Consider the following 25788-nt stretch of genomic DNA (forward strand, 5'->3'; position numbering starts at 1 on the left):
CGGGCTTAGTCCAGCGCGCTCAGATCGAACCCGTAGCAGCGCGCAGCGAACTCGTTACGGGCGCGAATATCAGGGAACTTCCTGTCCCAATTTGCGATCTCGTCACCAAGACCGGGGCTCGTCACCAGCAGCTCAGGGATGAGCGGAACCGGGATTTTCTTGATCAGGTTCTGCTGCAGATTGATCTGACCGCCCGAAGAGTTGGTGGAATATTCGCGCGCGACCTGGAAAAAAACGTCTGAGGAGAAAAGCACGCAGTAGAGCTGCAAAGTCTCAACGAGCCCGTCGCCGCCAAAAGCGCGGGTAGCCTCCAATTTGAGCCGTCGCTTGGGAAACCAAGCATAACCTTGCACCACCGCATATCGACCATGCTCGTCGACGGCAAAGCCGTCGTTTTTGACCCATTGCCGGCTAACGATGCGCGGTTCGTCGCTTTGGCGCCAGGAATTGCGAGCTTCGGAAGGTAGCCACCAGCGCTCGCCGGTTCTCTTGCGACCGGCGAGAAACGCCTTTGCGCTCTCCAGGTGCGTCTCCAGATAGCGGGGGAACTTAGCTCTGAGTTCTTCCTCGGTTTGAATATCGCTACCGGCCTCGAAATAGTAAGAAGAGGGCGAGATTTCTCCCCCTACAATATCCTGCTTTTCTGCAACTGGACGGAAGCCATTGCGCTCAGACTTTGGCAACTGCTGCAGATCTTCTTCCGATATGATGAGAGCTTCGCGATGTCCGGCTCGGACGCCAGTCTTGATGTCGAACAGGTCATCGATTCGTGTGTCGAGCTGACGAAGCTTCTCGAACGCTTGCGGCGGAAGCAACCGCGGAGCCGGCAGCCAATTGGCCCGATCGGCGATCTCGTCTGAAAAGAGCCGATAAACGCTCCAGGGCTGTGACGGCGCACCGTTTTTGGCGACGACCGCCGACGGCTCGCGACGCAATTGGCGCAAGGCGGCCGACGCAGCACCCGTCGTTTCTGAAGCCCAGATCATTCTGGTGCCAGCGTCTGCTTCATCGAGATTTGCGCCTTTCTCGAGCATGACCGCAGCGACATTGACCGTCGCGAACCGGAAAAGCGTATGGTCGCCAAGGACAGCGATCATCCGGGGCGCTGCCTTCTCCAAGACACTGTTGCGCCAAGCGGCAGCGGACTCTCCAGCCACGACCCCGACCGGCAGCAAGTTTGTGAGAATTGCGCCCGGCTTTGCGGCATGCAGGGCTCGCTCGACAAACGCGATGCTGAGATCGGGCCTGTTGCGATAGGCCTCGCCCAGCACTGTTCGCAGTCGATCTTGCTGGTCTTTGCCCATATCGAGCCAGGACTGATATGGCGGATTCATGAGCACGACGTCCGCCGCAACCGGCACAAAATCGGGATCGAGAAAGTCGCGTTGCTCGATCAGTGAGGTCACAGTGATGCTAGGATGGTCGCGCTTTGCGCAGGCAATGGCGAACTTTGTGCAGGTGACCGCAGTCGGTGAGATGTCATAGCCAACGAGATGAAGCTCGCCAGCCCAACCTAGGCGCCCCAGCGCCGCGATGGTCTCAGTAAGAAATGAGCCCGAGCCACATGCATAATCCGCCACTGTGAGCGAAATCATTCCGGGGCGCAGGCGAATGGCCACGCTCTGTTCGGCAAGGATGCGCGCAAGTCCGATCGGCGTATAAGCCACGCCTTTGAGCGAATGAGGGCGCACCGAGATCCGGACACTCGGCAATCCAAAAAGCTGCCCCTGCCCAGTCGGAGGAGGAGGAACCAGCTGAGCCGCTTGAAAGAGTTCGGCGCCGGCATGTCGCACTGTCAAATCGATGTTGAGCGCGCGGCCGTTCTGGCCGTTGGTCAACAGCTGTTCGAAAAACCGCGCCGCGACATCTTCCGTGATTTGTGCGGCGCCCATATTGTCAGGTGACAGGTCGAATTCGGTCGCGACATCATCTAGGTTTGCCAGCATTCCCGCGAGATCGGCCGCGCCGGCCTGAGGATTTGAAAGCTTGAGCGAAAGAAGAGCAAGGAATGCTGTGAGCTGTTCATCGGCGCATCCGGCCGACACCGCGCGCAAAGCCTGAAAACTTCCGATTACATGATCGACCACGTCATCGCTGCTGGAACTCGAACGCTCCAGATACGCCAGAAAACCGTTCAGGTCTTGCTCCACCGACGTCCGAGTGATGGCCTGGGTCCCGCGCCGATTGGAAAAAGAGACCGTCACCTGGTTCTGCTCGAGCAGGACATGATGCCGCATCATGGAAGACCAAGACCAATCCGCTCCCTGTTCCCTTGCGGCATCATCAAAGCCGTTTTGTACGGTGGCGTCCGAAAATACAAAACTCCCCGCTATGCCGTCCAGCATAGCGCTATGCGCGGTGCGTGCATCGTGATCGCCAAACAAAGGCGACAGTGCCAAGCCCAGTTCTTGCGACCAGATACTCTGAATGTTCGACATCTCGCCGCCTCAAAAACAATATGCAGACGACTACATTGTTGCGAATCCGACCACAAGCCTTTTGTCACTAGTTTTTTCACGGCAATTTGGGGCGTTCGTCGGGCACAATACGTCTTGGGCGATAAGAACATAAAGAGAACAAAAATGCAAGAAGTTGTTGCTCTTGGTCGAGTTCACCGTTCGGGCTTGCCGGGAAGGGGACGGTCGGTGCCGCCAACTTTTGGGAAGGCGGTGCAGTCCGCGCGTAAAATCTCAGCGTAACCGATGCAGGCTTTTTGGTCCGCAATCGAAAGAGGGTGCGCTACCAGCCCAGAATCTCGGGCACGGTAAATTTGTGCATTGTTCTTCGTTTTTTCGCCACGACGCATCATCTAGCAGGGTCGTGCGCCAGATGAGGCCTCATGCCGTACTTAGAAGCCGAGATAGGCACGGGCCTGGCCCATATTCGTCGCATATGCGAGGTTGGTCCGCGCGAAGTCGGGTTGGAGGTCGGGTTTCAAGGCTCGGCCCTCCTGATATTCTTTGGAATTCGAAGACAGGAAGACTGCGTTCGCAAGCAACCCCTCGCCGCGCAAAACGCTCATAGTCTCAAGATACGTTTCAAGGACGATACAGTCCTTGATGGAGTCCTTGCCTCGGCGAGCCGGTGCTATGTTGCGGTTTACACGATCTATGGCCCGATTGTTGATGTCGGCCGAACCGGGCGACCGATACGAAATGTCGAGCACGCGGCCGACAATCTGTCTCGCCGATGCGGTAACGGCATCAAAATGGAGGAGATCAATCGGAACCGGCGGAAGAAGTGTTCCGTGGATTTCGTTGACCTGCTCAACTCGTTGGCGAAGCCGTTCGACCGCCGCTCGAGCCTCTGCCTGGATGGGATGATCGTGGTCGTTGAACTCTCGTTCGACCTGCTCGGCGACGATGCACACAATTTCGCCGGCTTCCATTCGGTCGACCAGGTTGATGGCCACCTCGCGATGGTGGGGATGGCTGTCATCGCGGGTCGGATCGCGCATGATGTCGAGCACCGAACATGTGTCGATGCACAGCACCGGCACTCCGAGCGCAGCGATCGCCTGAAGGTCGAAGATCTGCACGTCTATCGGGTCTCGGCTTCCCGCTCCAGGAGCGCCATCCCGCGCTCGAACTCGCTGGCGAGCTTATTAGCGGACCGCTCGTCCCAACCCTCGACATCCTCTAGCCAGCGAGCGAGATGATCCGTTCCGACCCTTTTCCCCGACCGATGTACGGCGATAATGAAATCGAACCAACGTCGTTCATCCATCGGATGGCTTGCGCCTGTGGACTTGTTGGCCGCGCCGGAGAAACGCCGAAGGGCTACCGCCGCCTCATGATCCAGCCAATCGTCCAAGTCCTGATTGCTTGATGTAATGGAGACCACGAAGCCGAACCGTCTGGCGACCGGCTTCGCGATCGTCTCTGCAAACTCAGAAAGGATGCGATTGTAGAGTGTGATGCCCAATTCACCATTCTCTGCCGGCGTGATATTGGGAACATAATAGCCCTCGTCCCGGGGCCACAGCACGAGCCGTGCCGCCTGGATACCGGCCGATGCCTTTCGCTCGAAGATCAGGATGCCTTTGTCTCCGAGCGCGTTTCGCTCTGCCCTTTCCGATCCTGCTGGATCGAAGCGCCACGGAGCGACGACCTCCTTCATTAGAGCCAGCGCCAGAGATTCGCGTGCGGACTCTGGACCGGTAAGCACCATGTCCTGAAAGACTTCGATCCCGCTCATGACACTCCCAGTTTGGTAAAGTTGATCTCGGCATAGGTCTCCTATTTGGGGGCGGTTTGCCAACAGAGATTCTCCATGCCTGAATTCGATAAAGCGCCGACATGATCGTCGCCGACGGGCGCAGAAGCGTAACCGCTAAGGGCTTGGGGGCCTTCTTGCCTACATCCCGGAATGCAGACATTCTCCGCCCATGACCAAAACCAACGATAATGCGCTGCCGCTCTCGGACGCGGCGTCGGATGTTTTTTTCGAAGCAGTCGATAAGGCCGTCCAATTTGCTGGTCCCCGTCTGGCGCGGCATAGCTTCAGGAAGGTTTCTCAACACGCTCTGCGGTTGCTCGACGATGCGATGACCGCGTTTCGCAACGGCTCGTACGGGACCGCTGTCTTTCTCGCCGTGACCAGCATGGAGGAGGTCGCCAAGGCGGAGATGTCAATTTTTCGTCGCGGTCCAGGGGATGCTGGAGTGCGTGTCCGCTCAGACCCATTGTTTAGCCATAAGGCTAAGCACGTCATTAGCGTGCGGCCGACAACGTTTATGGGTAGGTTGTATGAATTGCTTGGAGAGGAAGCGTGCAAAAGACTCCAAGTCGATGCCCAGCGAGGAGAGCTGATCAAGCTACGCGAAACGGCGTTATACACAACGCTCGGTGAGCACGAGACCACAACGCCTGCTGAAGTCATCCTTCCGGCGAAGGCTAGGGAGATTCTCTTGCTCGCGCTCGAAGTGGCCGACGACATTCTCGTCGGTTATAATGAGGAAACCTTCGTCATGGGCGAGAAGCTGGGCGTGTGGAGGGAAGAGGTGGCAGCTGCCTAAAACTCAAAATTCGATGTGGTAGTGGACGAATCGACTATTGTTTGGGCTCGTCCCTGCGTTGTTTGGAAGAATTGGGATTCGCAACAGCGCTTAGGGGCGCGCGCCGTTCCCGACAATATGAGCGTCGTCCGGCTCGGGTCGCCGCCTTGCTTGACGCCATGCGCATTGTAGATTGAGCAGTGTGCATGAGCGACGTCGAAAACGAAATCGTCAACAAGAATATCGCGCAAAAATAAGCCAGATGCTGGCAACACGCCTGACCAGACAGAACCAAATCATACGATTTCTAGCTCCTGACAGAGTCTTTCTTTGATTTCCAACGCGACTTTCCCCTTAGTCGCTACGTCTAGACCGCCGAATGTCTGCGGATTCTACATTTATTAAAGCCATAGACTCTTTTACACCATGTCGAGTAGAGGATTCTGCACCAATAAATTGTCGCGGCGAATTGCGCCAATTTGGCGGGGATAAAGACAAAGCCGAATGCCTCACGCGAGGTCAGCCGCGACGTCGTGCGCGACCGCCAATCGTCTGCCTGCCGCAGCTCGCTGGAGAGCCTGATGCGATCAATCGGAACCACCGATGGCCCCGAGAGGCGAATATCAACCGATTGTTGACTAACATGATGTTCTGAGGCGCGATGAACGACCGCCGGCATTGCTCCCGTCGCACTTCAACGTCCGGTATTGCCCGACCAACGCCCGAAAGCTCACAGTCCAGAACCCTGTCCCAAACAAGTGACTTTGGGCCCCTTCTCCAGCATTCGTGCGCAGGTCACTGACGCTCTTCCCGCGCCTTTCCGATGAATGCTCTAAGCCCCTCGACCGGTACGAGCGTCATCGCCCCCACCTTGATGACCTCGATCTCACCCTCTGCAATCAGCTCATAGAGCTTGGACCGCCCGATGCCGGTAATCCGGCATGCCTCCTTGATCCGCACCGTCAGCGGCTCGGGCGTGATGGGATTCATGGCTTCCTCTCCTGACCATCATGGCTGAGCGTGATCCGTGCCAAGCCCTGATTGGCGCCAAGCCTGCGCGCGACCTGATCCATGAACAGGCGGTAGCGCCGCTTTCCGAGACTGTTGCTCTCCTCATCGAACGGCGGCTGGTAGGCCAGTAGGGTCATCTGGTGCTGGACGTAGAGATCCAGCATTTCGGCGGCGACGTTGAGCGTGCTCTCCACGCGGTTCAGGACCCTTAGCTGCCTGTCCATTCGTGGTGAGAACCGATCGTCCAGCTCGTTGACCGCCTTGCGCTCGAACCAGCTGGCGAGCGCCTCGGTCAGGATGCTGCTCTTGGAGTTGCCGGGCTTGGATGCCAGCTGATCCAGCTTCGCCGACAGCTCGTCGGGCAGGTAGAACTGATGCCGGGTTTTCAGCGTTTTCATGGTGAAGGCATGATGCCGTCTGCTGCTGCCCGCCCATAGGGTACTTCTGGGTGCAGGAAGGCGCTTCTGATGTCAGCCGATGCTCGGACCTGATCTCCCGCGCCCGATGGTCCAGCTGATGCTGCCGCTGTCGCGCATGATGCCCGACACCTGCCGGCCCAGTTCCCGCTCCAGCTCCGCCCGCCACGGGACCAGCGTGAAGTCCCGCGCTCGTTCAACCAGCGCGAACCTGCTGCCGCTGATGGTCACCGCCTTGCGATAGACGCCTTCCAGATTTTCACCGCTCTCGGCCTCGCGGAACGGCAGCCCGAGCTCGCTGGAGAGCTGGGTCGCCACTGTGCGCAACTCCCGCTGCTGGAGTTGCGTCAGCATGTTGGGCCGCGCCAGCACCTGCTCGCCTTTCTGTACCAGCAGATCCTCCTCGATCAGCCATTGCTGGCGCAGCAGCATCGCCCGCCGCACCTCGACCCCGAACCCACGCCCGAGCTCGGCCGGAGCCTCCGACAGCAGCTCCTTGTCGAGCCAGGTCACGCCGTTGTGCCGGGCTAGCTGTTCGACCGGCCGGACGGAGAGGGTCTCGATCCGAACGGGTATGAGGCTTGCCTTCTGGTGTTCATAGGCTTCGACCCGCTGGAGATGGTCAGGCGCTATGATCCAGCTGCCATCGGACTGCCGATCAACTGCGCCAGTGGCGCGTCGGATCGCTTCCAGCCGGCGCACATGCGTCTGCACGAACGCCTCGCTGGCCTTTGGATCGTGGAACAGATGCTGGTCGATCGAGTAGATTCCGCCATTGGCAGCAGCGACCTCGGCAATGGTGCGATCCACCTGCCGGACTGCAGCAACTGCCGGGCTGACCTGCACTACACTTCCAGTCGGGGTCTCGGTCTGGCTGAGCCCGACATCGATGTAGCGGCTGATGCCGTCTCTTCCGTCAACGATCAGATAGTGGCGGTCGGCATGCTCGTCGGACAGCCCTCTGGAGATCACCTTGCCGACGACTGGGGAGGGAAAGGCGGCGGAGTCATGGATCAACATGTCTTCGGCGATCCGCTCGGGCACATGATCGCGCAGGTCCCTCTGCATCGTGCGAATGATATCGTTCCGCTCGCCCATGCGACGCAAGGTTCCTTCCAGACCATCGGCCAGCTTCCAGCGGCCGTGGCCCATGTCGTCGGCCAACCCCATGCGCCCCAGCGTCTGCAGCCGACCTGCGCGCAGCGACTGCTCCACGCTGTCCCGATGCGCGGCCACGACGACCCCATCCTCTCCAATCGACCGCAGCAACCGCCGGTCGATGTTGGTCAGCCGTTCCTGGTCGATCTCGCGCGCTGCCGCGCGCAGCAGTTCCGCTGTCGATCGCGGGCCAAGGTCGAGGTCGACAAGCTCGGCTGCACGGCCTCGCAGGCCATGAGTCATGTAGTTGCGGGCGATCACCAGATCCTTGCCACGATCATCTTTCCCCCGCAGCATCACGTGGGAATGGGGGTGGCCAGTGTTGAAGTGATCAACTGCCACCCAGTCGAGCTTGGTTCCCAGATCCTCTTCCACCCGGCTCATCCAGCGCCGGACAAGGGGTTTGAGGTCTTCATATTCTGCGCCATCTTCCGGTGCGACAATGAACCGGAACTGGTGGCGATCACCGGCCCCGCGATCGAGGAACGCCCTGCCGTCGATGGCTTCATCGCCGGGGCCGTAAAGCTCCCCACGTTCGCCCTCACGGGTGGTACCATCGCGTTGCAGGTAACGCAGGTGTGCGGTCGCGCCGCCAAGGCCCTTGCCAGCCAGCTTCACGATGCGGGCCTTCACGATCACCCGGCGGCCGGATGCGCCGCTGCGATAGTCCGGAGACGCCAGCATGGCGCCGATGCCCGCGCCGCGTCCGATCCGCACCCCGGTGAACGTGCTGCCGCCGGCCTTTACCCGACCGCCAGCGCGGTTGACCGCTGCGCGCATGCGATGCCGCATCGGGCGGTCCTGACCGATACGGCCAAGCCAGAGGGCGAAGTCATCGTCGGGCATCGGAGAGCTCCCGCTAGAGTGTCAGCCCGCGGATTGAGGGTGCCGCATCCCGCCCTTCAAGGTGCTCCACAGAAAGGCGTGGTCTACCAGCGCCTTAGCGGGCGGTGGAGGCAATGGTCCGAACAGTGCTCCAAAGAAAAGGATGTGCAGACAATGGGTTGGCGACCGTTGGGAGCCAATCCTTTCTATCTTGCCATCCCTTATTCCACCTCTCCCGGCACCATCCAGCCGCCCTCAACCTGCCCAAACCCCAGGCCCAGCCACTGACGCGCGGACGGCTGTGGATGCCGCCGTCAATTCCGGAAAAGGGGGATATGGGTGCAAAAGACGCTGTTCCGGGACAGCAAGCGAGGCCATTTGCTGCCGGAAAACGGGCTGACTTAAGGGCAGTTTGATGGGAAAAATCGCGCCAGATTGGCGGCGATCGAGGCGGGTCAGGCGGCCTTTGCGAGGTCCTCTATACGCGTCTCACACGCCTCGCGGACGAGGCTTTGCAGCAGCGTGACGCGCTCCGCAATCCACGCCAGCTGCTCGTCTGTGATGCGGTAGGAACGAGAGTAGCGGGCCTTCACATAGGCATCGCGAAGAAGCGCATAACAGCGCTTTTCGAACCGGCTATTGCGCGGCCAGACCGCCTTCAGCGACGGTTCCAGTTCCTCCGCCAGATCACGCAGCCGGTTCAGATTATGGGTCTTGGGACTGTACAGGGTGCGGACCAGAAAGAGACAATGATAGAGCCGCTCGACCGCCTGATGCAGGTCGAATGCCGCTATGTTCAACGCGCCGTCGGCGAAGGCATGCTCGTGTTGTCGGTAGAACTGCTGTGCGGTCTGAAACCAGTCTTCGAAATAGTCCTGCGTCTCTTTCAGCGCCTGCTCCGGCGACAGCGGACGGGGCTCGACGAACGGGTGTCCAGGCTCCTCGAACAACAGGATTCCATCGCGCAGGATATCTATGAAGAAGTAGCGGCCGAGGCCCAGTTTCTCGTTCACATCGTCCAGGCTGTGATAGATCAGGCTGACGGGCGTGCGCAGGACCGTGCCTCCTGACAGGTCCGCCAGCAGCCCGGTCTCGGTCTTCTCCCAGAACTCAGCGATGTCGGTCAGATCCTCGTGGTTCACCACCACCAGCAGATCAAAATCCGAGAAGTAGCGGCCGACCGGATCCTCGATCCAGTCGCCTCTGGCGTAGCTTCCGAACAGGATGATCTTCAGCAGCTTGCCGTTGCGATAGCGGGGCTGGGTGCGTTGCGCCGTGGCCCGCGCGAACCCTTCCCGCACGCGCTCGACCGCATGCGCCAGTTCGCGCTGCTTGCCTTCAGGCAGATGGTCGAGGCTGCTCTTCATGACACTAAGACTCGCGGTTTTGCTGAGTGATGCCAAGCACAAAGTGCAGGGCAGGTGGAAGGAAGGGCCGTCACTTCTGGCTTCCACCCGATCAGCGCCGCCATCGGAAGCGCTGTTGGGCTTGTTCCGCCTGTGCCGCTCGCTCCTGCTCGCCCAGATGCATCGTGATGCGGGCCATCGCACGCGCCAGAAGACGTAGGGTCTCCTGTTCCGTGAGGCCCAACCGTTCTGCGGTTTGCGGGACCGTGAGGCCCACGGCACGGCGCAGGCGGACAACGGTTTGCAGTTCTTCGGGCAGCGACCGGATCGCCAGCGCCATTTGCGGGCTGCAGTTCAGCTCGGTGTCGAATGGTTGAGAGGGGCGTTTGAACCAGGACATCTGCGATCTCCAGCCGATCCATCACCGGATCGCCGGAGTGGCGAGGGTGGGCGGCGAGAGGTGCCCGGAAGGCCCGTGCAATGAGGCGGACTGCACCGAAGGCCGTAACGAAGTGAAGGAGCCGGGAACCGGCTTGCAGACCGCCGGCACGGGCCTAGAGGAAACCGACGACCGCACTCGCTGCTGTGGTGGAAGCACGGTCGACAAATCGAGCCCCCCGGTCACCGATCCGCAATACTGCGCAGTCGTCGAATTGCATGTCCGTTTTGCGCTCCATCCCGGCCGTTCGAGCCGCCTTGGCCGATTCTAAGAGCAGACATTCGATCGGAGCGCTCACTGTGGCTATAATGTTGGTCGGCGATTGAGATAAGCGGTCCGTCATTCAGTTGGCCGAAAAACCCAGCTTAGTGGGGTGCGTAGCGAATCTTGTTGGGGCAGTGATGATGCAAACGCTTTCACATTGGAAACGGCTATTTAGCAATGCCTGCACACTGGAGTGCAGCGACATGCGGCTGGTTGGCAGGGATTTTGAAGGCACCATTGTCTCCGGCCCTGGCCGGATTGAAGCCGACGGTTCCTCTAGCATCCGTTTCTCGATGTATGGCAGCGCGGCAGACGGCGGCGCGTCTTGGCGCAAGATGATTTCGGCGCGCGAAAATCCCTATGACGCCCTTGAACAGTTCCGCCTCTTCGCCACCGATTATGAGGGCAACGAATGGGCAGGCGGTTATACTGCCGTGGATTTCTTCACCGACCACAAGCATGGCTGGCCGCTCACCGGAGAATTGCAGGGGCTAAGCACGAAAGTCACCGGCCCCTGGGTCGCGAAGGACAGCAGCGTAGAGTTGTTATTCTTGCCGCCCTTTCATTTGCCCATGAACGAATGGATGATGACGACAACGACTCTCGGCGAAGAAGAGCTTGGCTGGAGCCGGGGACCGGGACAGCAGGTGATCGACGTCCTCGGCACCCAGGTCGTCTTCGCCCATGACCTGTCCGGGGACGGATTGTGGTTGACCGCCGATACAAGCGATCAGCTCCGTCACCCCGATGCAGAACGCTGGCTGTCAGAGCCGCTGCGTATCCTGATGGGCGCAGTCGTTTATCCCCGGCTCACCGCGCGGAACTTCGGTGACGGTTCGGCCTTCGTGACCCTGCTTCCCGCGCCACGGCAGGTGTCGCCGTCGCCCTTTGGCCTGATGCAGCCTGTGGGGCCCGACCGCACACATGGCGAGCGGTTCTGGCAGCTCTACGCCGATATTCTATCGATGGTGGCGGCGGACGGCGATACGGCAGACATGCAAAGTCACGAAGTGACGCGCCTTTATGAGGAACTTTGGCAGGCGCAGCGCGGCTCCCGCTGGAGCATCCTGCTCACGCTCGCCAGCACGGTTGAGGCGTTGGCGAAATCACTGATGAACGAAAGCGACAAGCGGTCGGAGTTCTCCGACGATGTCTTGGCTGCGATGGAAAAGCACCTCCGGGCTTGGGACGGTGATGACGCGCTTCGGAGGCGCATGCTGTCCAATCTCGGCCTTGTCAGGCAGCGCAGCGTCCTTGCGTTCCTGCGCGATACGGCCAAGGCCGGAAAAATCGATGCGGCGCATGTCGGCACATGGCAAAAACTCCGCAACTCGGTCATGCACGGCGAAATGGCTGCGCCGTGGTCTACGGCGGAAGGAGACCAGCACATGCAAGAGTTGATAACCCTTGTGCATGGCCTGACGAGGGCGCGGATCGTCAAAGGATAAATGGTCACAATATGTGAAAAACCACAATATTCAGGTTGTTTATTGTGCGCCCCGGAGCGCTATATTCGGTCTATACCCTATTTGAGGTGAAGATATTTGAGCATCGGCCTTGGCAAGAAATAGAGACGATTTTCCTCAGAAGACAGTGCTCCAGATCGCGAAGGGCGCGGGCTGGCTTTGTTCGTTTCCGTCGTGCCGCACGTTGACGGTCGGCGCGACTGCGGATGGCGATGGCGTAATTAATATCGGCACGGCGGCTCATATCTGTGCCGCAGCGCCCGGCGGGCCGCGCTATGACGAGAAGATGACGCCTGCAGAGCGTTCCTCGGCTAAAAACGGCATCTGGATGTGCCGTGACCACGGCAAGGCCATTGACTCAGACGTGCAGGAATTCACCGTCGAACGCCTGCGCGAGTGGAAAGAGCTGGCGCAAAAGGAATCCTGGCGGCGCGTATTGCGCAATGACGCATCTACCGCGTCCGCAGGGCAACCCCATGACGATTTGCATGTGCGGCTTTGCAATGCCGCCGAAGCTGATCTCGCTGTGTTCAGGAACACGGCGAAATGGCCCTCCACGCCAGTTCCGCTCAGGCTCGAAGTGGACGGACTCGGCGAGCCTGCAACGACAAACGCAATCGCGCGTGCTGTCGTGTCATTGGATGATTTGATCCTCGTCGCACCGCCCGGCATGGGCAAAACGACGACGCTCTTCCAGATCGCCGAAGCTATGCTGGCGGACGGCAGCGGCACGCCTTTTATCGTGCCGCTCGGCGATTGGGCGACGGAAGACGCGACGGTTCTCGGCGCGATCCTCAAGCGTCCCGCGCTCAAGGGCATTTCGGAAGGTGATTTCCGCGCGGCGGCAAACCTTCCCGGCATCGTGCTGTTGCTGGACGGTTGGAATGAACTGGACGCGGAAGCGCGCAAGCGCGCCCGCGTGCAAGTCGAAACACTCAAGGCAGAATTGCCGGAACTCGGACTTGTCCTCTCCACGCGCAGGCAGGCGCTTGACGTGCCGTTCGCGGGAACGCGCGTCGATCTTTTGCCGCTCAGCGAGGAACAGCAAATGCAGATCGCCGTCGCCATGCGTGGCGATACGGGGGCGAAGGCCATTGACCAGGCTTGGCGCACAACCGGCGTGCGCGAGCTTGTGACGATACCGCTTTATCTGTCGGCCTTGCTTTCCCTTCCCGAAAACGCGCCGTTTCCGACCACGCAAGAGGAAGTCTTGCGGCACTTCGTCGCCGCACACGAAAAAGAGGCGAGCCATGCAGAGGCCCTGCATGCCGTGGCGAGGGGTTTTCAGGAAGATTTTCTGGGCGGCCTTGCCGTTTTTGCCTCGCAGACCGCTAATACCGCCATCGCGGTCAACAATGCGCGGCGGTCGATCTCTGAAACGGCAGCGCTGCTCGTCCAGAACGGACAGTTGACGTTGAATTCTCAACCCGATCCCGGTGACGTGCTGGACGTTCTGGTCAACAGCCATGTGCTCATGCGCGCCGGTGATACGCCCGGCGTTTCATTCCAGCACCAGCAGTTGCAGGAATGGTATGCGTCGCACACGGTCGAGCACCGGATCATCAGCGAAGTGGACGATCCCCAGGGGCGCGAAGCGCTGAAAGCGGAAATCTTCAATCTGCCGACATGGGAAGAATCTATCCTCTTCGCGGTCGAACGGATGGCGCGGTGTGGAGCGTCCGAGGCCGCCGCCTGTGGAAAGGCCATTCTCGCCGCTTTCGAGGTTGATCCCATCCTTGCCGCCGAAATGATCTACCGCGCGACTGACAAAGTCTGGTTCTCCATCGCGGCGACGATCCAGGAACGTATCGGCCATTGGCATGCACCCGGCAAATGCGACCGCGCCTTTCGCTTCATGATGAATTCAGGGCGTCCGGAATTCCTTGACCGCATCTGGCCGCTCATCACACAAGAGAACGATCAGGTCAGCCTCAAGGCGCTGCGTAATTGCAGACGTTTTCGGCCGTCCTTGCTGGGGCCGGACGCGGCAAAGCGTATTAAAGCTCTGCCAGCGCAGGTACGCGCTGTCTTCCTGCATGAAATGGCGTTTCACAGCGGCATTGACGGCCTCAATCTCGCAACGGCGGTTGCGAAGGATGATCCCGATCCGGAGGTGCAGGCATCCGTCGTTTACGCCTTGGCATTCCGCCGTGCCGCCCGCCATATCGCCGAACTGCTGCACGACGCAAAAGACGCAACCTTTGATCTGGTCGCGCGAAGGAACGTTGTTGACGAAGTGAATGACGAGGCTGTGCAGCAAGGGATCGCCGCTGCGCGCAAGCGACACGTAGAAAGCGGCATGTCCACTTATGACCAGCTGCACCCGATCATTTTCGCCAGCGATACCGAGGACAGGAGCGCCGAACTCACCGCCATCATCGCAGAGATGGAGATTGGGGATCGGCAGGATGCGTCGGTGCGGCTCATCTATGAAGCGTGGAACCGTTATCCGCAGGCTGTGGCGGAGGGCTTGCTGGCGCGGGTGCGCGCGGGCCGCAATCTATTCATTGGCGCGGACGATATTCTCGCCAGTGCAGGTTTCGCGCTTGAAGACGATGATCTGCTGCGGCGTGCGCTGGCAGAAACCGCACACCTTGATGACCAGGCGGAAGCCGCTGCCTCCGTTCTCGGCCCCCAATCTGTAGGGCGCATGGTCGATGCGCTGTTGGATGCGGCGACACGGCTGCGCGATGTCGATGGCAAATATGATAAAGCGGCTGCCGACCGTTATCACTGCATTGAATCACGTATTGCGCATGTGCCGGGGGCGGGCCTTGTTGCCGCCATACAGACCCGCGCCGCTGAAGCGGATGACGAGCAGATGGCACGTCTGGCAGAGTTGCTGTCACGTCACCCCGATGAGGCCGACCGGGGCCGTCCTTTCGATGCGGAAAGCCTCACCGCTATCCGTGTGCTCATCGAAGATTGGGGCAATCGCGTTTTGGCGTCCGGTGATGCGGAACGGCGGCATATTGCAAGCGTGGCAACGCTTGCACGCCGCGCGCCGAATGTGAGCTTGCTTCCTCTCTTGAAGCGGATGCTGGACGAGAATCTACGCCGTTACCGCGCCTTCCGGGAAGAAGCCGCTGCCGCAGGCTGGCGGCAAGGCAAGGCACGGGACGAGGCGAGCTGGCCCATGACGCACGAATATATGCGTGCGTTCATGGCGATTGAATCGCCGGAAACGACTTCGCTTATGAGCGAATATCTCAGCGATCCGCACTTTGGCGAACTCGCGGCCTGCGTCCTCGCCGCACACTGGAAAGCCGCAAACGAACCGCCACCGAACCAGCGTTTCATTGGCGGGCCGGATTTCAGCGGCGTGGCGGAAAAGCGCGCCGCCCGTGCCGCCGATCCCGCCGCAACCTCGGACGCGGCGGAAGCAATTTTCTCCGTTATCGAAACGCTTATCACGGATGGCGCGACGGTCGACCAAAAGCGGCTCGCAGCCGAACTTGGTATCGTGGCTGTGCGTTTGCCGCATGGCCAGCGCGTCGCCACGATTGAGAAACTTGTTTCCCTGACGTCCCGCCGTGCACGTTCCAAGCTGCTGTTGAACCTCATTCTCTCGGGTTCAGAAATCGACAGCCAACTCGTCACCGATGGCGTTGCGGAGACCTTCGAGGCGGCGAAAAAGGAAACATGGATACTCACCCAAAGCGACGGTTATGAACTGCGCGCCTGGTTGCAACTATTGCCCTTCACGAAACAACCCGCCGCGACGCTTGATGTTGTGCGCGGCATGCCGGAGGCGCAGCGGGAGCCGCGCTTTCTGGAGGGAATGGTTGACGCATTCGCCGCAACCCCCTCGGCGGGCGCGGAAGAGACCTTGTTCGATCTCGCTGAACAAGACCCGCGATTCTACGAGAACTACCAATGGCGCGCGGCGGCGCTCAAGCTGGGGACAGTCTCATCCGCGCAGCGGCTCATTGAGCTTACGGCGAACGGCGTCTTTAACGCCAGATCGGTCGATGGCTGGCGGTCGTCGCGCGAACTTGGCGCACTGATTGAAAAATTCCCGGAAGTGCGCAGGCAGGTCTATGACTTGCTGAAAGAGGGTGCGTCGTCACCAGCTCTCGCGCTTCTTGCAAGGGCCGTGACCGAAAGCCCCGATGGCGAGGGTTTGCTGCTCTTGGTCGATATGGAGAGCAAACAGAAGCGATCCATGTTGGATTGGCGCGCGATCGAAGCCGTTGTCACCGAACACGTCCCTGTCGAGAACTGGAGCAATGCCTACAACGTAGTTCCGGTTGCAGCCGCCGAATTGCGGCAAGCGCTTCTCGCGCGGACAGCCAATGGCGGTCCTAAGGATGCCGCCGCGCGTTGTCTGACCGCTATTGACGAAATTCGAGACGAACGCGGCGCCCCCGTTTCAGAGCCGCGCCACCCCGATCTTGCCTCCGGCAAACCGTGGCCGATCATAACGCCCGATCCAAATGTAATCGCAGATTAGTTTCCAGGCCACTTTTGAGATCAACGAGGCCGCGCGGTGCACTTGGAACCCGGATTGCGAGGAAGCGGTCCAATCAACCTGAGGTTTGGCCAGAATAGCATGCTGAACGACCGACTGCTTCCGACGAGCCGATTTGCCGCACACAGATGGTCGATCGGTTGGCGCTCGCTGCTTAAATTGAGCGGAGCCCTGAAGGGCAACCATTACAACGCAGGATCTGAAACCGGCCATTCCGCAATCGGCTCCTTCCAGACTTCCCATTCTGGTACTGTCTAAGAGCCTCACGTGCGTCGTGAGATACTGCGGGATACCGTGCGACCTAGCGATCACTTTGCGCGTATGAGAGATCAGAAATTGCTGCAAGTCTGCTTCCGTTGAAATGTGTCACCGCATTGCCCTCTTGGACCAGGTCTGGATGTTCTTTTGGCAATTGTATCAGTAGGTTGCCTTGAGATCGAATGGGCTCAAATGGGCAGTTTTGAGACAAGCCGACATTGAGAAAAGTGCGCAGAACCCGTGGCTTATCTGGGAAAGGGGGCCAAATTGGGGGCCTCAGAAAAACAAAAAAACGCGATATGATTTTGAAAACAAACCGATAATTTTAGTTATTCGATTCCTGCAGCCCATTTCACGTCCGCCGACGTCCACCCGTCTCATTGCAACCTCGAGAAGCTGGAGAGTGCCCGCGGACGGAATCCCCTATCACTCAGCCGGCAAGCCGCGCCCGTTCTTCCCCTGCTCCGGTTTCTGGCACATATTCCAACAGGTCTCCTGGCTGGCATTGGAGATAGTCGCAAATCGCTTCCAGCGTCGCGAAGCGTATTCCCTTCACCTTACCGGCCTTCAGCAACGACAGATTGGCTTCCGTGATGCCGATCTGTCGCGCAAGTTCGTTGGAGCGGATCTTGCGCCGGGCAAGCATGACGTCAAGGCGGACGATGATGGGCATCAGACGAACTGGCTCCTTTCTTCCTCGATCTCGCTGCCGACCTTCATCACCTCGGCGATGACAAAAAGCATCGCCCCTGCGAACAGTTTCTGCAGGCTGGCGATGTGCATCCAGTTGCGGTCGATCTCGTAGCCCGTGGCGGAGAGAAGGAGATGGACGACGAAGGGCAGCACCGCGTCGACGACCAGCCACAGGCCGACGGCGCGCAGGTGCATGGCGTTGCTGCGGCCAAAGACCGAACCCTGCGCATAGAGGCGGAACAGGGCGGACAGGTTCAGCAGGATCAGTAGCGCGGGCGTATAGCGGACGAGGCCGACCAGCACGTAGATCAGCCGGTGATGCAACGGCAGCGAGCCGAACGCTTGGTAACCCGGGGGCCCCTGACCGGTGCCCAGCCACATGCCGGTGGCGCCGATCTGCAAGCCGTCGCCACGATAGAAAACCATCGCAACCAGCACGCCGAGCACGGCCAGCGCAAACAGCGCAGCCGACACCAGGAGGACATTTGCCAGAACCCGGCTTGCGACACGCATCGGGCCCTTCAGCTGCGGCCGCGATTCCGGTTGCGCAAGCGGCGGGGGCGAAAGGTGGACGACGTTGGAAATTGTGGCCAACGGAAATTCCTTATTGTGATACAATAATTATTTATCTATCCTAATCGAACCGTTGCCGTTGGTCGAGGTTGAACATGATCCATTCCAAATTGCCTGCCGGTTCCCGTGTTGTCCTGTCGGCTGCGATCCTGCTGACGCTGTGGCCGCTTGCTGCCTGCGTGCGTGCGCCGTTCGGAAAGCCCGTGACACAAGCCATCAGCCTGGCTGCTCCCGTGTCGGCGCCTACCAGCGTTCCCTTCCTGCTGGATGGGGGGCGAATCTATACCGATGTGGTTTTCCGCAAGGCGGACGGCAGCACCCGCAAGGCTCTGGCCTGGGTGAATTTCGGCGTCGGCGGCATGAGTCTGTCGCCCGCCCTGCATTCCGAGCTGGGCGGAGGCGCCGTAGAGTTTGCGCTTGGCGAGGCAAGTGTGCGGGTGGACAGCACGGCGCTGCTGCCAATGTCCGCCGGCAATTTCGCGCAGATGGGGCCGCTTCCCGTGGAGGCGGTGCTGCCGGCGGGCATGTGGCCGCTTTTTCGCGTCACGCTGGATTACCCCGCACGAACACTGACGCTGGAAGCGCCCGACGCGCCGGCACCCGATGGGGTGGCAGTGCCGATGCTGGTGAACGAGGCCACGGGGCTTGCCTCGGTACGCCTCCTTGTGGACGGCCACACCCTGCCAGTCGCGCTGGACGCTGGCAGCGGATACAGCTGGATCCGGGGCGACGATGTCCGCAGGTGGCTGAAGGCCAATCCGGGCTGGTATCGGGCTGATGGCGCGCTGGGCGCCTCCAATCAGGCGATGGTGGCCGAGAATGTGGAGCAGCTGGGAACCGTCGTGCGGGTGCCGCAGATGGCCATCGGCCCGTTGACGCTGACCGATGTCGGCGTGCTGGGCACGGCACCCGCCCAGGGGCATCCGGCCGACCAGGTGAAGGACGCGATGTTCTGGAAGCTGTGGGGCCAGGGGGCGGCCGAGCCGGTGTTCGGCTGGATTGGCGGCAACGCGATGCGCCCCTATCGGGTCAGCTTCGATTACCGGAAAAAGCTGAGCTACTGGAAGCGAACCGGAGAACCGCAGACAGGCGAACTGGACGCTGTGGGCATTTCGCTGATCAAGGGCACGAAATTCTATCGGATCGGCGCCATCGTGACGCGCAACGGCAAGCCGGACCTGACCGGCGCGAAAGTGGGCGACAGGCTGCTGGCGATAGACGGGCGCACGGCCGCGGAACTGACGCGGGAGGGCATCCTGCAGGCACTGCGCGGAACACCCGGCACGCGGCGGAGGCTGACGCTGGAACGCGAGGGCGCGACGCTGGAGGTGGAGGCCGAGATCGTTGGGGAATTAGCCGGTGCCGCACCCGGGTGACCGGCCATGTTGCGTCTGCTGAAAGAAAGCCTGATCGCGGATGGCGGCGACGGCGCATGAGGTCCGGCGACGTCCACTGCCGGTTCCGGGCAGAGCCCGGCCGCCGGCGGCAAATGCCCTACCCCGAGTTCCGCAAAGCCGTCGCAATCGCATTCAGGCTCAGCTGCAACCCCTCGCCGATCCGCGCATCGTCCTCGCCCGCCCGGTGCCGTTTCAGCAGCTCCACCTGCAGCAGGTTCAGCGGCTCGATATAGGGCAGCCGCAGCCGGATCGATCCATCCAGCGCCGGGTTTTTCTCCAGCAACCGCGTCTGCCCGGTGGCCGCCAGCAGCGAGTCCACCGTCAGCCCCCAGCCATCGCGGATTGCCCCAAACAGCGGCGCACCGCTCTCGCCCGCCAGCGCCGCATAGCGCCCGGCGATTCCCATGTCGGATTTTGCCAGCACCATTTCCATGTTCGCCAGCATCGCCTGGAAGAAGGGCCAGCCCTCCGCCATCGCCTTCAGCAGCCCCTTGTCCTCGAACGCCGAAAGCGCGTGTCCGGCGCCATACCAGCCCGGCAGCATCACCCGCGCCTGCGCCCAGCTGAACACCCAGGGGATGGCGCGCAGGTCCTCGATCGCGTCGGAGGCGGTGCGGCTGGGCGGCCGCGAGCCGATTTTCAGCGTCGCGATTTCGGAAATCGGTGTCATCGCCCGGAAGAAGGCGCGGAACCCCGGCTCGCCATAGACCAGCGCCCGATAGGCCGAAAACGCCTGCGTAGAAATGCCGTCCATCGCCGCCTCGAACCGCGCCATGTCGGCATCCGCCACTTGCGGCGGGTCCAGGGTCGCCAGCAGGGTGGCCGACGCCATCGTATCCAGCGTCTTCGCCGCAACTTCCGGCGTGCCATATTTGGCGGCGATCACCTCACCCTGCTCGGTGATGCGAATCCGCGCGTTCACCGTGCCCGCAGGCTGCGCCCGAATGGCGGCAAAGCTCGACCCGCCGCCGCGCCCCACCGAACCCCCACGCCCATGGAACAGCTGGATCGGCACGTCCGCCTTGCGAAACACCTCCGCCAGCGCGGCCGAAGCCTTGAACAGCTGCCAGGTAGAGGTCAGATAGCCGCCATCCTTGTTGCTGTCGGAATAACCGATCATCACTTCCTGCGCCCCGCGCGCCCGCGCTGCTTTGGCAACACCGGGCAGCCCCAGATACTCGGTCATGATCGCAGGCGCCGCTTCAAGGTCGGCAATCGTCTCGAACAGCGGCACCACCATCAGCGCAGCTTCCGGCGCCTTCCCCGGCTTCAGCAGCCCGCTCTCCCGCATCATCAGCTGCGGCTCCAGCAGGTCGGAAACGCTGGTGGTCTTGGAAACAATCGCCGTCGTGATCGCGGCCGCCCCCTGCCGCCGCCGCGCATCGGCAGCCGCCCGGAAGATCGCCAGCTCGCCATTCACCTTCTCCGAAGCCGGCGCCAGCGGAGTCTGCAACAGGCGCGCGCTCGTCAGCTCCTTCCGCAGCAGCGCCACCTTGGCGGCCTCGTCCAGCGCCGCATAGTCCGCCTCAACTCCCGCCAGCCGGAACAGCTCGGCAGCACAGGCCTCATGCACATCGCTGTTCTGCCGGAGGTCCAGGGTCGCCAGATGGAAGCCGAACAACCCCACCGCAATGCGCAGCTGGTCCAGCGCCCCGCCGCCAACCCCGGCCATCTCCGCACCCTTGGCGATGGTATCGATGTCGGCCAGAAACTCGTCCGGCCCGCCATAGGCAGGCGCCGCGATCCGCGCCGGCCGCGCCGGCGGAGACCCGGTCAAAGCCTCGGCAGTCGCCGCCAGCCGTGCGTAAATACCCGTCAAAGCCCGCCGATACGGCTCATCCGTCCGCGCCGAACTGGTATCGCCGCTCAGCTCCGCCAGCTTCAGCACCGCCTCCGGCACCGGCGCAATCTCCGCCGAGATCGACAGCTCCGCCCCCAGCGCATGCACCCGGTCCAGATACCAGGTGAACAGGGTCTGCGCCGCAGACGCCATCGCCAGCCGCAAGGCGTCAGCGGTCACATTCGGGTTCCCGTCGCGGTCCCCGCCAATCCACGTCCCGATCGTCAGGAACGGCGGCGGCACCTCGCCCAAAGCCTCCGCCCAGCCCTGCACCAGCTCCGGCATGACGGGGAGGAAATCGTCGCGAAGCCAGGCCAGCGCCGTTTCGATCTCGTCGGCAACACGGATGCGCTCCCGCCGGATAGGCCGCGTCTGCCACAAGAGCGCCACCTGCCGCTTGATCGCCGCCTCGATCGTCTCGCCCGGCGCCGCATGAGTCGCCCCGCGGTCTGCCATCGCCATCAGCTCGGCAATCCGCGTCTTGTGGTCGATCACGCTCTTGCGCCGCACTTCCGTCGGATGCGCGGTCAGCACCGGCACCACCTTCGCCCGCCGCAGCGTCGCCATCACCTTCGCCCGAGAGACGCCTCGCTCGCCCAGCCGCCGCACCGCCTCGGTCAGCCCAAAGCCCGGTTCGGCCCCGGTATCCGCCGCCATCTGCCGGTCCTCGGCCAGGTTCGCCAGCATCGAAAACAGCATGAAGCCGCGCGTGAAGGCCAGGGTATCGTCCAGAGACAAGGCCCCCAGCGCATCCGCCACATCCTCCACGGACCCCCGCCCGCGATGCCGCTCCACCGACGCCGCACGAATGGATTCCGTCCCCCGAAACAGCCGCACACCGCCACGCTCGCGGATCACATCCCCCAAAATACGCCCCAGCATCCGGATATCGGGGTTCTGCACGATCGGAGGGTTTGCAGCCATGGGTGGTTCCTGTTCTTTTTCGCAGCTGCAGCATAACAGCTGCAACAATCCGCGCCAGCCCTTCCGCCCACCGCTTTTCGCCGCTACGCAAACAGCGGGTCTATAACTGGTGGAGTTGCGTAGATGGTCGCGCGCGTGGCGACAGTCGCCTATCTCGGGCTCGAAGCCCGCGCCGTGGATGTGCAGGTCCAGCTCGCTTCCGGCCTCGTCAGCTTCGTTGTCGTCGGCCTGCCAGACAAGGCCGTGAAGGAAAGCCGCGACCGCGTCTCAGCCGCCTTCGCCGCACTCGGCCTCGCCATGCCGGCCAAGAAAATCACCGTGAACCTGGCGCCTGCCGACCTCGAGAAGAACGGCTCCCACTACGATCTCCCCATCGCGCTGGGCCTCCTCGCCGCCATGGGAGTCCTCGACCCCGAGGCGCTCGCCCACTTCGTGGCGGTCGGCGAACTCTCCCTCGACGGCCGCATAACCCCGTCACCCGGCGTGCTGCTGGCCGCCATGCATGCCGCCTCGAAATCGCTCGGCCTGATCTGCCCGGCCGCCCAGGGCCCCGAAGCCGCCTGGCTGGGCTCCGCCAGCGGCATGGAGGTGCTCGCAGCCCCCGATCTCCACGCCCTCGTCGCCCACTTCAAGGGCAGCCAGCTCCTCACCCCGCCCAACCCGGCCATGCTCGAAGCAAAGGCCTTCACCGGCCCCGATCTGGGCGATGTAAAGGGTCAGGAAACCCCCAAGCGCGCCCTCGAAATCGCCGCCGCCGGCGGCCACAACCTGATGATGTGCGGGCCTCCGGGCGCCGGCAAATCGATGATGGCCGCGGCGCTGCCCGGCATCCTCCCCGAACTCACCACCACCGAGGCGCTGGAAGTCGCCATGATCGCCTCGCTCGCCGGAACGCTGGAAGGCGGCCGCATAGCCCGCACCCGCCCCTTCAGAAGCCCCCATCACAGCGCCTCCATGCCAGCCCTCGTGGGCGGCGGCACCCGCGCCCGCCCCGGCGAGGTCAGCCTCGCCCACCTCGGCGTCCTCTTCCTCGATGAACTCCCCGAGTTCCAGCGCGGCGCCCTCGACGCACTCCGCCAGCCGCTGGAACGCGGCGAAGTGGAAGTCGCCCGTGCCGCCCTGCACGTCACCTACCCGGCCCGGGTCCAGCTGATCGCCGCCATGAATCCCTGCCGCTGCGGCCACCTCGCCGACGCCAGCCTGGCCTGCGCCCGCGCCCCGCGCTGCGCCGCCGACTATCAATCCAGAATCTCCGGCCCCCTCATCGACCGCATCGACCTGTTCGTCGACATCCAGGCGGTAAAGGCCAGCGATCTCGCCCTCCCGTCGCCAGCCGAACGCAGCGCAGACGTGGCCCAACGCATAGCCGCGGCCAGAGCCCTGCAATCCGCCCGCTACGCCGGCACCGCCATCCGCACCAATGCCGAAGCAGATGGCAAGCTGCTGGAAACCCCGGAAATGCTCGAAGAACCCGCCCGCCAGCTCCTCACCCGCGCGGCCGAAACCCTCAAACTATCCGCCCGTGCGTGGACCCGCATGCTCCGCGTAGCCCGCACCATAGCCGACCTCGAAGGCACCCCAACCACCCAACGTACCCACGTCGCCGAGGCCCTCAGCTTCCGCCGCCAGGCCCCGCAATCCTGAAAGGCCGTCGGCCCTCCACGTCCCCGCCGCGCATCGCCGCCTCCGCCTCCGGCTTCAGGATCTTCACCAGTTCCGCCGCCGTATAGCGCCGCCCCACCTCCAACCCGGCAACGCTGCTATCCAGCACTTCATACACCTCGCGCTTGCCCTTCACTCACAGCAGCACCGTATGCAGCGCCGGTATCCGCAGCTGCACCGCCTCTCCATCGGCGTCACCTCCGCGCTGCGCCAGCCCGATCAGCGCCCGCCGAAACCGCCCGGCGCTCGCCGCATTCGAAATCTGCGCGAACTTGTTGGTATCCGCCGTAGTCTCCGCGGAAACCGGCCCAGCCTCGGTCGCAATCACCCAGGCCCAGGCCGCCAGCTTCGCCCCATCGCCCAGCTTGTCTGCCGGAAGGCCTGTTCGCTCTGCCAGTGCCGTGCCGTCCAGGCCGGCCCGGCGCTCTTCTCCCACCAGGCCATATAGCGCACGCCACCGGCAGTCGCATACGGATGCACCGCCCGCAGCCGCATCCCCTTGCCCACCCACTTGTCGAATTCCGACTGATATTGCGCGCCGGTCAGCCCATGCCGCGCAAAATATGGTTAACGGAAATGGCGCTCCGGGGCAAGCAAACCCTCCCCTCGCGCCTCGTACACAACCGCTAGCCAGCCCCGCGAATCTGGCTTAAACTGCCCGCTAACAGGGGGTTACCATATGTCACTGATGTTCGAACCACTTCGCAAATTCGCCACCTTTTCCGGCCGCGCCCGGCGCAGGGAATATTGGCTCTGGCAGCTCTTCATCTGGATCATCTCTGCCGTCCTATTCGCCTGGCTCTTCGCCGCCTTGCCGGACAAGGTCGTCGGCACAGACGAATTTTTCGCCATGAGCGGAAACCTGATGGAAGGCCCCACCCGTCTGCCGATGATCGTCATCGCCCTCGTCTCGCTGGCCCTCTTCCTGCCGTCCCTCGCCGTCTCCGTCCGCCGCCTCCACGACAGCGACAAGAGCGGCTGGTGGCTCCTCCTCAACCTCCTCGCGATAGGCGCCCTCGTCCTCCTCATCTTCTTCCTGATAGACGGTACCAGAGGCCCCAACAGCTACGGCCCGGACCCGAAGGGCAGACCCGGCCCGGCGAGCTGAAGCAGGCCTGATCACTTGCATTCAATGTCCGACGGGATATATCTTCGGGATATCCCGCCCAGGAGCCAGATACATGGCAGAACCAAGCGTACGCACGCCCCTATTCCGATCCAATCGCTCGCAGGCCGTCCGCCTGCCGAAGGCCGTCGCCTTTCCGGAAAATGTGCGCGAAGTGCGGGTGCTGAAACAGGGTCGACAAAGGCTCATCGTGCCGGCCGATGCGGCATGGGACGATTTCTTTGCAGCGCCCGGCATCGACCTGCCGGATCGTAGCCAGCCGGAGGCTCAGCAGCGGGAAACCTTCTGATGCTGCGCTACATGCTGGACACCAACCTCTGCATCCGCGTTCTGCGCGATCGTCCCCAAGGCCTTAGGGAACGATTCAATGGCCATGCGGACAGCCTGTGCGTCTCGACAATCATCCTCTATGAACTGCTGACAGGCGCCGCAAAATCTGCCCGCCCCGACCATCACCGGAAGGAAGTAGAGCGGTTTGCCTCCCGCCTCGAAATCCTCCCCTTCGATTCCGAAGCCGCCGATCACGCCGCCGACATCCGCGGAAGCCTTGAACGTGGCGGGCAGACAATCGGCGCCTACGATCTGCTGATAGCCGGCCATGCCCGCAGCAGAGGGCTCACGGTCATCACCGGCAATCTGCGCGAGTTCAACCGCGTGGACGGCCTGCGTTGCGAGGATTGGGAAAGCGCAGATTGATTCTCACCGCAAACGCGCGCCATTGTTTCGCGCTGTGGGAAAGGCCGACCGCTCGGCTGCCGGATGACCTGAAGAACCTTTTTCTCGGTGCGTGCGGATACGGAAACGACGAGACGAGCTTCTCGATTGAATATTCCTCCGCGAGGTTCGACGAAGCCAAGGAAGAGCTTCGCGATATGCTGTCAGATCTTCTTTAAACTTCAAATCTCGACGACAAATGGCCAAAT

Annotated in this window: 22 protein-coding genes; 9 read left to right on the plus strand and 13 right to left on the minus strand. The window is 61.9% G+C overall.

Annotated elements, in window-relative coordinates; genetic code table 11:
* Positions 1-5: 5 nt before the first annotated feature.
* The 3 genes from IM784_RS08215 to IM784_RS08225 form a co-directional block, all read right to left on the minus strand.
* Positions 6-2438, minus strand: a complete 2433-nt coding sequence (locus IM784_RS08215) for an Eco57I restriction-modification methylase domain-containing protein (RefSeq protein ID WP_199554834.1) — start codon at positions 2436-2438, stop codon at positions 6-8.
* A gap of 410 nt (positions 2439-2848) precedes the next feature.
* On the minus strand, positions 2849-3538 hold the full coding sequence (locus tag IM784_RS08220) for a PIN domain-containing protein (RefSeq protein WP_199554835.1): 690 nt from the start codon (positions 3536-3538) through the stop codon (positions 2849-2851).
* Positions 3539-3540: 2 nt separating this feature from the next.
* A complete protein-coding gene (locus IM784_RS08225; RefSeq protein ID WP_199554836.1) occupies positions 3541-4197 on the minus strand; it encodes a hypothetical protein in 657 nt (218 codons plus the stop codon).
* Between the two features lie 190 nt (positions 4198-4387).
* Between IM784_RS08225 and IM784_RS08230 the strand changes: the two genes are divergently transcribed.
* Positions 4388-5017: an AbiV family abortive infection protein gene (locus tag IM784_RS08230; protein WP_199554837.1), complete on the plus strand. Its 630-nt coding sequence runs from the start codon at positions 4388-4390 to the stop codon at positions 5015-5017.
* A gap of 774 nt (positions 5018-5791) precedes the next feature.
* Here IM784_RS08230 and IM784_RS08235 read toward each other — a convergent pair.
* From IM784_RS08235 to IM784_RS08255, 5 genes are all read right to left on the minus strand, one after another.
* A complete protein-coding gene (locus IM784_RS08235) occupies positions 5792-5986 on the minus strand; it encodes a helix-turn-helix domain-containing protein (RefSeq protein WP_199554838.1) in 195 nt (64 codons plus the stop codon).
* Positions 5983-6405, minus strand: coding sequence for a CopG family transcriptional regulator (locus IM784_RS08240; protein WP_199554839.1), 423 nt, complete (start codon positions 6403-6405; stop codon positions 5983-5985). Before IM784_RS08240 ends, IM784_RS08235 begins: the two co-directional genes overlap by 4 nt.
* Before the next feature lie 72 nt (positions 6406-6477).
* Entirely contained in the window at positions 6478-8427 is a 1950-nt protein-coding gene (gene rlxS / locus IM784_RS08245) for a relaxase/mobilization nuclease RlxS (protein WP_199554840.1), read from the minus strand.
* 434 nt (positions 8428-8861) lie between these two features.
* On the minus strand, positions 8862-9773 hold the full coding sequence (locus tag IM784_RS08250) for a HEPN domain-containing protein (protein ID WP_199554841.1): 912 nt from the start codon (positions 9771-9773) through the stop codon (positions 8862-8864).
* A 91-nt stretch (positions 9774-9864) separates the two neighbouring features.
* Positions 9865-10152 (minus strand): RNA polymerase sigma factor, encoded by a 288-nt coding sequence (locus tag IM784_RS08255; RefSeq protein ID WP_207791709.1) that lies wholly within the window; start codon positions 10150-10152, stop codon positions 9865-9867.
* A 440-nt stretch (positions 10153-10592) separates the two neighbouring features.
* Here IM784_RS08255 and IM784_RS08260 point away from each other — a divergent pair, with 440 nt between their 5' ends.
* Positions 10593-11903: a hypothetical protein gene (locus IM784_RS08260; RefSeq protein ID WP_235976704.1), complete on the plus strand. Its 1311-nt coding sequence runs from the start codon at positions 10593-10595 to the stop codon at positions 11901-11903.
* A 145-nt stretch (positions 11904-12048) separates the two neighbouring features.
* The gene (locus IM784_RS08265) at positions 12049-16374 is read left to right on the plus strand and encodes an NACHT domain-containing protein (protein WP_199554843.1); all 4326 of its coding nucleotides are present in this window, start codon (positions 12049-12051) and stop codon (positions 16372-16374) included.
* 706 nt (positions 16375-17080) lie between these two features.
* Here IM784_RS08265 and IM784_RS08270 read toward each other — a convergent pair.
* Positions 17081-17323 carry a helix-turn-helix domain-containing protein gene (locus tag IM784_RS08270; RefSeq protein WP_199554844.1) on the minus strand — a complete coding sequence of 81 codons (243 nt, stop codon included), beginning with the start codon at positions 17321-17323 and terminating at the stop codon, positions 17081-17083.
* On the minus strand, positions 17323-17937 hold the full coding sequence (locus IM784_RS08275; RefSeq protein WP_199554845.1) for a DUF2975 domain-containing protein: 615 nt from the start codon (positions 17935-17937) through the stop codon (positions 17323-17325). The genes IM784_RS08270 and IM784_RS08275 overlap by 1 nt, the downstream gene beginning before the upstream one ends.
* Before the next feature lie 74 nt (positions 17938-18011).
* On the opposite strand from IM784_RS08275, the gene IM784_RS08280 reads away from it, so the two are divergent.
* Positions 18012-19292: a PDZ domain-containing protein gene (locus IM784_RS08280; protein ID WP_199554846.1), complete on the plus strand. Its 1281-nt coding sequence runs from the start codon at positions 18012-18014 to the stop codon at positions 19290-19292.
* Positions 19293-19410: 118 nt separating this feature from the next.
* On the opposite strand, the gene ppc is transcribed toward IM784_RS08280, so the two are convergent.
* On the minus strand, positions 19411-22077 hold the full coding sequence (gene ppc / locus IM784_RS08285; RefSeq protein WP_199554847.1) for a phosphoenolpyruvate carboxylase: 2667 nt from the start codon (positions 22075-22077) through the stop codon (positions 19411-19413).
* Between the two features lie 123 nt (positions 22078-22200).
* Between ppc and IM784_RS08290 the strand changes: the two genes are divergently transcribed.
* Positions 22201-23721 carry a YifB family Mg chelatase-like AAA ATPase gene (locus IM784_RS08290; RefSeq protein ID WP_199554848.1) on the plus strand — a complete coding sequence of 507 codons (1521 nt, stop codon included), beginning with the start codon at positions 22201-22203 and terminating at the stop codon, positions 23719-23721.
* Here IM784_RS08290 and IM784_RS08295 read toward each other — a convergent pair.
* Together IM784_RS08295 and IM784_RS17160 are read right to left on the minus strand one after the other, a co-directional pair.
* Positions 23690-23875: a hypothetical protein gene (locus IM784_RS08295; protein WP_199554849.1), complete on the minus strand. Its 186-nt coding sequence runs from the start codon at positions 23873-23875 to the stop codon at positions 23690-23692. The two genes, IM784_RS08290 and IM784_RS08295, sit on opposite strands and share 32 nt — an antisense overlap.
* Complete coding sequence (locus IM784_RS17160) at positions 23876-24175, minus strand: hypothetical protein (RefSeq protein WP_235976705.1); 300 nt, start codon at positions 24173-24175, stop codon at positions 23876-23878.
* 243 nt (positions 24176-24418) lie between these two features.
* Between IM784_RS17160 and IM784_RS08305 the strand changes: the two genes are divergently transcribed.
* From IM784_RS08305 to IM784_RS08320, 4 genes are all read left to right on the plus strand, one after another.
* Positions 24419-24847 (plus strand): DUF805 domain-containing protein, encoded by a 429-nt coding sequence (locus IM784_RS08305; RefSeq protein WP_199554850.1) that lies wholly within the window; start codon positions 24419-24421, stop codon positions 24845-24847.
* A 73-nt stretch (positions 24848-24920) separates the two neighbouring features.
* Positions 24921-25154 carry a type II toxin-antitoxin system VapB family antitoxin gene (gene vapB, locus IM784_RS08310; protein WP_199554851.1) on the plus strand — a complete coding sequence of 78 codons (234 nt, stop codon included), beginning with the start codon at positions 24921-24923 and terminating at the stop codon, positions 25152-25154.
* Positions 25154-25561 (plus strand): type II toxin-antitoxin system tRNA(fMet)-specific endonuclease VapC, encoded by a 408-nt coding sequence (gene vapC, locus IM784_RS08315; RefSeq protein ID WP_199554852.1) that lies wholly within the window; start codon positions 25154-25156, stop codon positions 25559-25561. Before vapB ends, vapC begins: the two co-directional genes overlap by 1 nt.
* Positions 25558-25758: a hypothetical protein gene (locus IM784_RS08320; protein WP_199554853.1), complete on the plus strand. Its 201-nt coding sequence runs from the start codon at positions 25558-25560 to the stop codon at positions 25756-25758. Before vapC ends, IM784_RS08320 begins: the two co-directional genes overlap by 4 nt.
* The last annotated feature ends 30 nt before the right edge of the window (positions 25759-25788 follow it).

Source organism: Sandaracinobacteroides hominis (assembly GCF_016464365.1).
Classification (GTDB): domain Bacteria; phylum Pseudomonadota; class Alphaproteobacteria; order Sphingomonadales; family Sphingomonadaceae; genus Sandaracinobacteroides; species Sandaracinobacteroides hominis.

Excerpts from the sequence above, each read along its gene's own strand:
- IM784_RS08270 (WP_199554844.1), bottom strand. The coding sequence starts at position 17,323 with ATGCCCATCATCGTCCGCCTTGACGTCATGCTTGCCCGGCGCAAGATC.
- vapB (WP_199554851.1), top strand. The coding sequence starts at position 24,921 with ATGGCAGAACCAAGCGTACGCACGCCCCTATTCCGATCCAATCGCTCG.
- IM784_RS08260 (WP_235976704.1), top strand. The coding sequence starts at position 10,593 with ATGATGCAAACGCTTTCACATTGGAAACGGCTATTTAGCAATGCCTGC.
- IM784_RS08250 (WP_199554841.1), bottom strand. The coding sequence starts at position 9,773 with ATGAAGAGCAGCCTCGACCATCTGCCTGAAGGCAAGCAGCGCGAACTG.
- IM784_RS08230 (WP_199554837.1), top strand. The coding sequence starts at position 4,388 with ATGACCAAAACCAACGATAATGCGCTGCCGCTCTCGGACGCGGCGTCG.
- vapC (WP_199554852.1), top strand. The coding sequence starts at position 25,154 with ATGCTGCGCTACATGCTGGACACCAACCTCTGCATCCGCGTTCTGCGC.
- ppc (WP_199554847.1), bottom strand. The coding sequence starts at position 22,077 with ATGGCTGCAAACCCTCCGATCGTGCAGAACCCCGATATCCGGATGCTG.
- IM784_RS08280 (WP_199554846.1), top strand. The coding sequence starts at position 18,012 with ATGATCCATTCCAAATTGCCTGCCGGTTCCCGTGTTGTCCTGTCGGCT.
- IM784_RS08215 (WP_199554834.1), bottom strand. The coding sequence starts at position 2,438 with ATGTCGAACATTCAGAGTATCTGGTCGCAAGAACTGGGCTTGGCACTG.
- IM784_RS08240 (WP_199554839.1), bottom strand. The coding sequence starts at position 6,405 with ATGAAAACGCTGAAAACCCGGCATCAGTTCTACCTGCCCGACGAGCTG.
- rlxS (WP_199554840.1), bottom strand. The coding sequence starts at position 8,427 with ATGCCCGACGATGACTTCGCCCTCTGGCTTGGCCGTATCGGTCAGGAC.
- IM784_RS08255 (WP_207791709.1), bottom strand. The coding sequence starts at position 10,152 with ATGTCCTGGTTCAAACGCCCCTCTCAACCATTCGACACCGAGCTGAAC.
- IM784_RS08225 (WP_199554836.1), bottom strand. The coding sequence starts at position 4,197 with ATGAGCGGGATCGAAGTCTTTCAGGACATGGTGCTTACCGGTCCAGAG.
- IM784_RS08290 (WP_199554848.1), top strand. The coding sequence starts at position 22,201 with ATGGTCGCGCGCGTGGCGACAGTCGCCTATCTCGGGCTCGAAGCCCGC.
- IM784_RS08305 (WP_199554850.1), top strand. The coding sequence starts at position 24,419 with ATGTCACTGATGTTCGAACCACTTCGCAAATTCGCCACCTTTTCCGGC.
- IM784_RS08235 (WP_199554838.1), bottom strand. The coding sequence starts at position 5,986 with ATGAATCCCATCACGCCCGAGCCGCTGACGGTGCGGATCAAGGAGGCA.